Source organism: Neisseria sp. MVDL19-042950 (assembly GCF_030504625.1).
Taxonomy (GTDB): Bacteria; Pseudomonadota; Gammaproteobacteria; order Burkholderiales; family Neisseriaceae; genus Neisseria.
The window spans coordinates 22,014-28,144 of record NZ_JAUKWH010000019.1 but is presented as its reverse complement, the minus strand read 5'-3'; the positions used below and the strand labels follow the sequence as shown (position 1 = coordinate 28,144).

The window sequence follows — 6,131 nt, the reverse complement described above, 5'->3', positions numbered from 1 at the left end:
AAAGGCGGCGGCTTGGGAGGTTACGGGGCCGAAGGAAATGGCCGTTCCTTTGGAAGCCTTTCCGCTTGGCTATCTGCATGGTAAAAGATTTATGTTTATTGACGATAAAACAGGTAAATATCTTGACAATATTGATTTTTATGTGGAATCGGATACGCAAAATCTAACAGGAAGCAGCAATAAGAAGAAAGCTGAAAAATTCCATACTATGAAATCTGAAGAAATTGAAATCAGTATTTATCCGCAAACCAAAATTGATATTGAGTAATCAAGGAAAAAGGCATGGCAGAAAAAACCAAATTTATAGAAGTCTATACACAAGATGTTGCGCCTAGAAAAGAAGGAGAGGCCGTTATTGTCAAGATTGAGTGCAACCCCATGCTTGTGTGCAAGGCAAAAGTAAGCACACCCAACCGCTACGGCGGATTCCCCAAACAAGATATTCCGCTGAACCGTTTCAAACTGAGAGATATTGCCACGGTGATGAGGAATCATGGCTGGCATATGGGCGCGAAAGCGCAGGATGCTTGGTTTGAGGGGGATTATTATGAGTTTACGAAAGAACAGAAAAGAAGAAATGAATTGATATTGGACGATGCAGAAGCTTTAAAAAAAGGTATTGTGCAACCAAATTTTGTAACCTGGAAATGGTTGGATAGTTTTCCTTTAGTTAAAAAAAAATATCAGGAATTAATTACTCAATCTATTTATAGCGAAAAAGCAAAAGGGGAATTAAGAAAAAATATTAATAAAAATAAAGAAAATATACCAAAAGGAACTTTCCATCATTTAGCTTCTGCTAATATCTTGAAATACCATTTAGATTGGAGCTTCCAGCACATTAAGATTGGCGATTCTATTGAGGAAAAACCTATCAGGCCATCTTCCATTGAAGACTGGTTTGTTGCTTTCGGTTCATTTGGATTATACGCTGCACCGTATGAAATCATCCTTACCCATAAATCGGGTGATATATACCGTGCCAAGATTCCTTTAATTGCCGTCTATGCCAAAGATACCTATGACTATGTAGGCGAACAGTTTTTGGGATTTTGGAATGAAAAAGGCGTACGGATTTTGGCAGGCAGTATATTCGACAACGGCAAAGCGGCTTTGGGCAAAGAATTGAATTCAGTCAAAGTAACGGCACCATTGCTGGACGGAGACAATATCCATATCGATTTGTTTTTACCGGTTAACAACAGTGATTTCAGAAGATGGCGGGAAACGGCAAACAAAGGCCAACCAAAAGAACAATGGAAAGGGCGTGATATGCTGCTTTTCTCAGAACTGCTGATTGTGCCAACTCCTAATCTTGATATTGAGGTAATAATTGAAGATAAGGTAAAAAAATGAAATCAAAAAAAATTATCTTATTCATATTAGTTATAACAACGGCATTAATATATTTTCATTATAAATCTGATGAAATAAGCTTAATAAATGAATCGGATATTAATGCTATAAATTTAAAGTGTTATACTTACAATAAGTATAATTGGGTAAAGGATAAATTACCTTATCATTTGACAACCTGCTATGACATTGACGATACAGATACTACTTTGTTTTTTTTAGAAAATTCTGTAACCCAAAAAAAATATAAAGCAATAAAAGTTAGAGGAAAAGATATTGAAATAAGGAGAGAATATTACAGTATTGCAGCTGTGGAAATTGCTTTTCGCTTAGGGGAAGATTACCATCATATTTGTTTTCCCTATCCGAAATATTTAACCTTTGAAGAATGGAAACCTTTCGCGGAAAAAGAAATAAAGGCCTCTCAAGAAACCGCATTTCCACAAAAAATCAATCCTTATCAGAAAGATTTGCGTGAGATGTATGATTCTACTCTTCAAAAGGATTTAAAATGCAGAAATGATAAAATCTAAGCTAATGTGCCGTCTGAAACTTTTCAGACGGCACATTTTTAAATTCCTTCCCTCCTCTAGATACCTGCGACTATGTAGGCGAACATTTTTTAGTTTTGGGAATGCCAAAGGGGTCAGAATCTTTGCCGATGGCGTATTGGACAACCTACAGGCCGCAAGGGGGAAAGAATTGAATTCGCTTAAAGTAACCACACCATTTTTGGACGGAGACAATATCCATACCGATTTGTTCCTGCCGGTGAACAACAGTGACTTCAGAAGATGGCGGGAAGCGGCCAATCAGGGCAAACCGAAAGAACAGTGGAAAGGCAGGGATATGCTGCTGTTTTCCAAAATCCTGCCCGTCCCGACACCGGATTTTGAAATCGAGGTGGAGATTAACAAATGAAAAAAACGTTTTTGATACTGATCGGATTGCCTGTGTTGCTGGCTTTATCGGGCTTTTTAATTTATTTTTATTATGATGAGCATAGGGTTAGTCTAGCTCAATATTCTGATTTAAATAAAAATTTTCAATGTTATGCAGATACTGGGAGTAAGGGAAAAGACTGGATTAAGGGTGGAAAGCCATACCAACTGTTAATTTGCAGGGAAAAAGAGAAAAAAAACAGTTATGTATTCGTGTTGGAAAACCCCTTAACTAAGCAGCAGTATAAGGCCGTAAAAGTTAGAGGGGAGCTTCAAATCAGTAAGACTTACTATGGTATTGCAGCAGTTGAGATTTTATTTTATTTATTTGATAAAGATGATTCTTTTCAAATTATATGCTTTCCTTACCCCACCTATCCCACCTTTGAAGAGTGGAAACCGTTTGCAAGAAAACATGAAGGCGGGACGGATAAAAAACTTAAAGAAAAATATGAATTCATTCTTGCTAGGGATTTGAAGTGCAGAAACGACCGAATTTGACAATAGGCCGTCTGAAAGTTTTCAGACGGCCTATTATGGCAAAGACACCTAATGATTATGTCGGCGAACAGTTCTTGGGATTTTGGAATGCCGAATAGATTAAATCACTTACACAGTAACACATACCGTCATATCCGTGCTTGGCCCGAGCATGATGGACGTATTGTTTTTTAAGTTAATTTGCTATTAGAAGGCCGTCTGAAAAGTATTCCCAACTTTTCAGACGGCCTCTTATTTTTATGTATGTTATGTCTGATTTCTGTTGAAAGATTTATCCAACGGGGTTTATGTTACTTCTTGCAGTTGCCTGCACACTGCTAACACGGCCTCTCCGTATTTTTCGATTTTGTCTGCGCCCACGCCGTGTATGCCGCCCAATTCTGCCAATGTTTGCGGCTGTTTGGCGGCGATGGCGCGCAGGGTGATTTTGCTGAAGACGGTGTGCTCGGGTTCGCCTTCTGTTTCGGCGGTGGCGGCGCACCATTGCATCAGGGCGCGCATCAGGCGGCGTTTGTGTTTGGCTTCGTTGCCGAGGCCGTCTGAAAAGGGTTTGCAGACGGCCAAGATGTCGCCGCCGAATTTGCCGATGCGTACTGCGCCCAAGCCGTAGATGCCGTTTAGGTCGTCGGCTTCTTCGGGGGTGTTGCGGATCAAATCGAGCAGGCTGTCGTCGGGGCAGACGGTGTGCAGGGTAACGCCTTCCGCTTGTGCTTTGCTGCTGCGCCATGCGTTCAAGGCTTGCCAAAGCCGGCGCTCGCGTTCGGTTTCGAGGCCGTCTGAAAGGCTGTCGGATACGGCGGCCGGCGGGTTTGGGCGAAGCTCACCAAGTTCGCTTTGGCGAAACCCGCTTTGCGGGTTTTCAGACGGCCTGCTGCTTGCGGCGGCGGTTTGGCACACTTCGATGATGTCTGCGCCGAAGCTGTTGATTTTGGCTTCGCCCAAGCCGTAGATGTCGTGCAGTTCGGCGAGGTCGGCGGGCAGTTTTTCGACGATGTCGCGCAGGGTTTTGTCGCCGAAAATCACATAAGCGGGCACTTCTTCGGCCTGTGCGCGTTTGAGCCGCCAAGCGCGCAATGCCTGCCAGATGCGTTCTTCGCGCTCGGTGCGCAGCCATTCTTCTTTGGGTTTTTGGGTGGCGGCTTTGTCGCGTTTGAGCGGGCGCAGCCATACGGGTGTGCTGCCTTTGAGCACGGTTTTGGCGGCTTCGGTCAGTTGCAGTGCTTGGTGAAGCAGGGGGTTGACGGTGAGGTAGCCGAGGCTGATGCACTGGCGCACGACGCCGCGCCATTCTTTGTCGGTGAAGTTGTCGCCGATGCCGAAGGTGGATAACTGGTGGTGGCGGTTGCGGATAATCCAGTCGTCGCTTTTGCCGCGCAATACGTTGATGACGTAGCCGGTAGCGAACTGTTGGCCGACGCGGTACACGCAGCTCAACAGTTTTTGCACGGGCACGGTGCCGTCGAAGCGCACGGGCGGGTGCAGGCAGTTGTCGCAATGGCCGCAGGGTTGGGAATCTTCGCCGAAGTGTTTGAGCAGCAGTACGCGGCGGCAGTCGGCGGTTTCGCATACGGACAGCATGGCATCGAGTTTTTGCAGTTCGATTTGTTTTTGCATGTCGTCACTGTTGCCGGTTTGGATGCGTTCACGCAGCAGCACCCAGTCGTTGAGGCCGTAGCACAGCCAGCTTGCGGCGGGCAGGCCGTCGCGTCCGGCGCGGCCTGATTCTTGGTAGAAATGTTCGACGCTTTGGGGCATGTCGAGATGGGCGACGAAACGCACGTCGGGTTTGTCGATGCCCATGCCGAAAGCGACGGTGGCGACGACGATAACGTTGTCTTCACGGGTAAAACGCCGCTGGTTGGCCTCGCGCACGTCCATGCTCAAGCCGGCATGATAGGGAATGGCATCCAAGCCGTTTTCGCACAGAAAGGCGGTAACGTCTTCGACTTTTTTGCGGCTCAGGCAATAAACGATGCCGCTCTGCCCCATCATCTGTTTTTGGATAAACTGCAAAAGCTGTTTTTTGCCGTTGTTTTTTTCAATCACTTGGTAATAGATGTTGGGGCGGTCGAAGCTGGCCACGAACTCGGCCGCGTCTTCCAAACGCAGATGGTGTTTGATGTCGGCGCGGGTGGCGGCATCGGCGGTGGCGGTGAGGGCGATGCGGGGAACGTGCGGATAGCGGTCGGCCAGCAGGCCGAGCTGTTGGTATTCGGGGCGGAAGTCGTGCCCCCATTGGCTCACGCAATGGGCTTCGTCGATGGCGAACAGGCTGATGGTGTGTTGGTCGAGAAAGCGCAGGAAACGCTCGGTAACCAAGCGTTCGGGGGCGACGTAAAGCAGTTTCAGACGGCCTGACTGGATATCGTCGGCAATCTGCCGAGCTTCGTCGGGGGTGGTGCCGCTGTGCACGCACGCTGCGGAAACGCCCGCTGCATGCAGGGCGGCTACTTGGTCGTTCATCAGGGCAATCAGCGGCGATACCACCACGGCCACGCCTTCGCGCATCATGGCGGGAATTTGGTAACACAACGATTTGCCGCCGCCGGTAGGCATCAACACCAGCAGGCTTTTGCCGCCGGAAAGCGTGTCCACAATCTCGGCCTGACTGCCGCGGAATTCGGGGTAGCCGAAAACGTCGTGCAGAATTTGAGCGGCAGGCGGCTTGGTCATGAAACGGTTTCCGTATATTATAGAAAGCCGTTATTTTAGCTTTTTTAAACGGCTTCCGAATAACTTTCTGCGGCGGGCTTATCCGCGTGCAATCCGAGAAAGGTATGAACGGAAACCTTTCGAGGCCGTCTGAAAAACAAACCGAATATGGCCTGAAGGCCGTCTGAAAGGAACTCAATGAACATCTCTCTTATTCTGCGCCGCACCGCTGCCGCCACTCTGGTTTCAAGCATTGCCGCTTGTGCGGCCGTCGACGATATGGGCGGCAAAGGCCCCAACTTGAGCGGCCACTGGGATAAAATCGGCACCACGTCCAACGGCAATATCAAAGCCTTCATCGACCGCAACAGCATTCAGAAAAACGGCAACCTCGTTACTTTCCGCGATAAAAAAACCGTGCAGAAGCCCAACGAAGAGCGTTATGTGAACACGCCCAGATACAAAACCGCCATCGGCTCTTGGGAAATACACTGCGTTAACAAAACCTACCGCTTAACGGCCTTGCAGTTGATTGATGAAAAAGGCACGGTGCTGGTTAACGAAACCTATACCGCCGCCGGTTTGCGCCCATTGAGCGTGATGTCGGGCTCGATAACCGAAAAACAATTTGAAGCGGTTTGCGACAAAAAACTGTAAGCGAGCAGCTTGTTCGATCGTGTC

The 6,131-nt window shown here is 47.4% G+C and carries 7 protein-coding genes; 6 read left to right on the top strand and 1 reads right to left on the bottom strand.

From position 1 onward, the window contains the following. The 5 genes from Q0X97_RS11530 to Q0X97_RS11510 all read left to right on the top strand — a co-directional run. The coding region (locus Q0X97_RS11530) for a hypothetical protein (protein WP_302067753.1) at nucleotides 1-268 on the top strand (268 nt) is incomplete at its 5' end. 14 nt (nucleotides 269-282) lie between these two features. Beyond that, nucleotides 283-1,356, top strand: a complete 1,074-nt coding sequence (locus tag Q0X97_RS11525; protein WP_302067566.1) for a DUF6402 family protein — start codon at nucleotides 283-285, stop codon at nucleotides 1,354-1,356. Further along, the gene (locus tag Q0X97_RS11520) at nucleotides 1,353-1,889 is read left to right on the top strand and encodes a hypothetical protein (protein ID WP_302067565.1); all 537 of its coding nucleotides are present in this window, start codon (nucleotides 1,353-1,355) and stop codon (nucleotides 1,887-1,889) included. Before Q0X97_RS11525 ends, Q0X97_RS11520 begins: the two co-directional genes overlap by 4 nt. A gap of 169 nt (nucleotides 1,890-2,058) precedes the next feature. Further along, nucleotides 2,059-2,277: a hypothetical protein gene (locus Q0X97_RS11515; RefSeq protein WP_302067564.1), complete on the top strand. Its 219-nt coding sequence runs from the start codon at nucleotides 2,059-2,061 to the stop codon at nucleotides 2,275-2,277. Then, nucleotides 2,274-2,798 (top strand): hypothetical protein, encoded by a 525-nt coding sequence (locus Q0X97_RS11510; RefSeq protein WP_302067563.1) that lies wholly within the window; start codon nucleotides 2,274-2,276, stop codon nucleotides 2,796-2,798. Before Q0X97_RS11515 ends, Q0X97_RS11510 begins: the two co-directional genes overlap by 4 nt. A gap of 285 nt (nucleotides 2,799-3,083) precedes the next feature. Here the strand turns inward: Q0X97_RS11510 and recQ are convergent, their stop codons facing one another. After that, nucleotides 3,084-5,471, bottom strand: coding sequence for a DNA helicase RecQ (gene recQ / locus Q0X97_RS11505; RefSeq protein WP_302067562.1), 2,388 nt, complete (start codon nucleotides 5,469-5,471; stop codon nucleotides 3,084-3,086). Nucleotides 5,472-5,729: 258 nt separating this feature from the next. On the opposite strand from recQ, the gene Q0X97_RS11500 reads away from it, so the two are divergent. Further along, on the top strand, nucleotides 5,730-6,107 hold the full coding sequence (locus Q0X97_RS11500) for a surface-adhesin E family protein (RefSeq protein ID WP_302067569.1): 378 nt from the start codon (nucleotides 5,730-5,732) through the stop codon (nucleotides 6,105-6,107). The last annotated feature ends 24 nt before the right edge of the window (nucleotides 6,108-6,131 follow it).